Source organism: Azospirillum sp., from assembly GCF_035627195.1.
Classification (GTDB): domain Bacteria; phylum Pseudomonadota; class Alphaproteobacteria; order Azospirillales; family Azospirillaceae; genus Azospirillum.
This window is the reverse complement of sequence record NZ_DASPMG010000229.1, coordinates 1-2917: the sequence shown is the minus strand read 5'-3', so window position 1 is coordinate 2917 and position 2917 is coordinate 1. Positions and strand designations below refer to the sequence as shown.

General features: G+C 72.2%; 2 protein-coding genes and 1 pseudogene. 1 reads left to right on the top strand and 2 read right to left on the bottom strand.

What is annotated here, in order from left to right; all coding sequences use genetic code 11:
- A pseudogene (locus tag VED21_RS20940) lies at nucleotides 1-123 on the top strand (IS5/IS1182 family transposase); the annotation flags it as partial.
- Nucleotides 124-168: 45 nt separating this feature from the next.
- Here the strand turns inward: VED21_RS20940 and VED21_RS20935 are convergent.
- Together VED21_RS20935 and VED21_RS20930 are read right to left on the bottom strand one after the other, a co-directional pair.
- On the bottom strand, nucleotides 169-2400 hold the full coding sequence (locus VED21_RS20935; protein WP_324885639.1) for a putative Ig domain-containing protein: 2232 nt from the start codon (nucleotides 2398-2400) through the stop codon (nucleotides 169-171).
- Nucleotides 2401-2694: 294 nt separating this feature from the next.
- Nucleotides 2695-2917: transposase (locus VED21_RS20930; protein ID WP_324885637.1), on the bottom strand; the 223-nt coding region annotated here is incomplete at its 5' end.

Here is a 2917-nt window from a genome sequence, read left to right as displayed (position 1 = left end):
GCGTGGCTCAACCGCTGCCGTCGCCTCGTCAAGGACTGGGAGAACCTCAACCGGCGGGCGCTGACCTTCCTGAGGCTCGCCTCGATCCGACTTATGCTGCGACGCCTATGTAAATCCGCCTAAACTTTCCGGACGGACTCTAAGACGCCAAGCGCAGAAGGCGCCGCGCTACGACAGCGCCGCCAGCAGGCCGAGGCCGGGCTTGGCCGGGGCGGCGCGGGGGGCGGACGGCGTGGCCGCCCCCGCCAGCGGCCGCGCCGCCAGCACCTCGGCCACCGGAATGGCGACCCGGTCGCCGGCCTGGAACCACAGCAGCTCCACCTCGCGCAGCGTCAGCCGGTGCGCCGGCGCGGCGGTTTCGACGATCGCCAGCGCGCCGTGGCGGCCGGCGGTAAAGGTATAGGCGGCGCGGCCCTGCGGCAGCACCGCCGTGTCGGCGCCGGCCCCGCCGACCACCGTGGCGTGGTCGGCCCGCCTCGGCGCGGACGGCGCCCAGGTGTCCGTCGCGGAAACGTAGGCGAGCGGATGGCCGACATACAGCACGTCGTCGCCGTCGCCGCCGTCGAGGTAGCCGCCGGTGCCGTTAGCGTAGAAGGTGTCGTCGCCCGTCCCGCCGTACAGCGTGTTGCGCTCCGCCGGGGCATCCCTATCGATTTCCGACCACAGTTCATCGGCGCCGGTGCCGCCGACCACGAGGTCGTCGCCGCCGGCGCCGTGCAGCGTGTCGTTGCCGGTGCCACCAAACGTTTGATCGTTGCCGTCGCCATCGATGGTGTAGTCGTCGCCCTCGCCGGCCCAGATCACATCCTCACCACCGTCGCCGTCGACCTCGTCGTCGCCGTCGCCACCCCAGGCGATATCATCGCCATCACCGGCACTGACGTCGTCGTCGCCGGCGCCGCACAGGAACTCCTCGGCCCGCGCCTTGCCGCGCAACCGGTTGTTGCCGGCGTTGCCCCGCACCACCGTCCGCGCCGCCGGCACCGGGGACGCCGCCGCCCGCACGCTGCCGCCGCCCGCCGCGGTGATGAACAGGTGGAAGCCGTCGCCGGCCTCCCGCCCCGCGGCGTCGCGCGCCGTCACCCGCAGCGTCAGGTCCGCCGCCCCCGCCGGCACCGTCCCCGACAGCGTCCGCGTCGCCGCGCTGAAGCGCAGCCAGCCGGGCAACGCCGTCCCGTCCTCCTGGCGCAGCCGCCACGTCAGCCGCCCGCCCTCGGGGCTGAGGAAGGTGTCGTCCGCCAGCTGGTAGCGGAAGCGGCGCCCCGCCGCCGCCGTCAGTTCCGGCACCGGCCGCACCACTTCCGGCCAGCGCCGCACCGGCAGGGCGCTGACCGCCACCGCCGGCCCGTCGGCAAAGCGCACCCGGCGCACGTGCCGCAGCAGGTCGGACCCGTCCGGCCCGTCGACCCGCACCGTCCCATCCGGCTCGGCGGTGAAGCGGTACTGGCTTTGCGCGGCGGAGAACAGCGCCAGCGTGGCGTCGGGGCCGCCGATCAGGGTGTCGTCACCGGGGCCGCCGACCAGGGTGTCGGCGCCGGCCAGGGCGTACAGCGTGTCGTGGCCGGCGCCGCCGTCGAGGCGGTCGGCGCGCGCCGTGTCGTACAGGGCGTTGCCGGCCTCGTCGCCGGTGACGACGACGGCGCGGGCGGCGGCGTCCCAGCGGGCGGTGACGCCGCCGTCGTCGGCGCCGTAGAGGTACTGTACCGCCTCGATGTCGCCGGGGCCGGGGGCCTGGACCGGGGTGCTGCCGGTCCCGTTGTAGGACTGCACGGTGAAGGCGCTGGTGTCCTGCTCCGCCGTCAGCTTCTGCCGGCCTTCGTTGGGATGCTCCAGCCCCAGGGCGTGGCCGATCTCGTGCAGCAGGGTTTCGAACCAGTAGTTGCCCGGCTCGAAGCTGTCGTCCGGGGCGATCGCTTCGGTGTTCAGGAAAATGTCGGCGTCGTCCTCGTCGGCATGGCCGTGAAAGCCGAGAGGGGGGGAGGAATAAGCCCTTGCCCCTGCGACGAAGCCGTGGAAGGCGTAGGCGGCGAAGCGGATGTCGCCGCCCACGTCCGGCGGCACCTCGACGAAGGAGAGGCCGCACACCGCCGCCCAGGCGGCCAGCGCCTGGCGCGCCGCCGTCTTCTCCGCCTCGCTCAGCGGCCGGAAGCCGGTCTGGCGCTGCCAGAAGCCGCTGAACGCCGTCTCGGGGAAACTGACGGTGACGGCGACCGGCGTGCCGGGCGGGGCGGCCCGGGTCCAGCGGGCCGGGGTGCTGACCGTCTCGTAGGCCAGTCCCTCGACCACCCGCGACGGGGTGGGCAGGCCCGGGTACAGCCAGTTGGGGATCGGGCTGGTGCGGACCTGATAGATCGGATCGCCCTCGGCGTAGGCGACCCGGCGGCGCGGGGTGGTGGTCATGGTTGTCTCTCCCGGAACGGCACGGCGCCGTGCCTGAATCCGCACGTTATGGTTACATTATACCCCGGACCTATTCTCCTGTTGATCGATAATTTGCCGCGTCCTTGCTCGCCCCGGTCGGATTATGGCCCTGACGGTCACCACCAGTCATCGCTCCCGCAGGCTCTCCTGCCGGTAGCGCAGCAGCGGGTCGAGCAGATACTCCAGCACCCCGCGCTCGCCGGGATCGTGTCCCGAGACGTGGTGTAAGAGCTGGGGCGCTCTTGTGGTCTCCGGTTGGTCTGGCCGGGATGGTCAGGCGGCCACGGCGGGCAGGCTGACGAGGGGATCATCGCCGAGCGGAGCGATGGTTTCCAGCGTCATGTAGCACGCCCGCTGGACGGCCCATTCGTCGTTTTGTTCCAAGAGGATCGCCCCGATGAGGCGGGTAATCGCCTCCTCGTTCGGGAAGATACCCACGACCTCGGTGCGGCGCTTGATCTCGCCGTTGAGGCGTCCAATCGGGTTCGTCGAATGG

Bases quoted from the DNA above. Each gene is read 5' to 3' on its own strand.
- VED21_RS20935 (WP_324885639.1), bottom strand. From the start codon at position 2,400: ATGACCACCACCCCGCGCCGCCGGGTCGCCTACGCCGAGGGCGATCCG.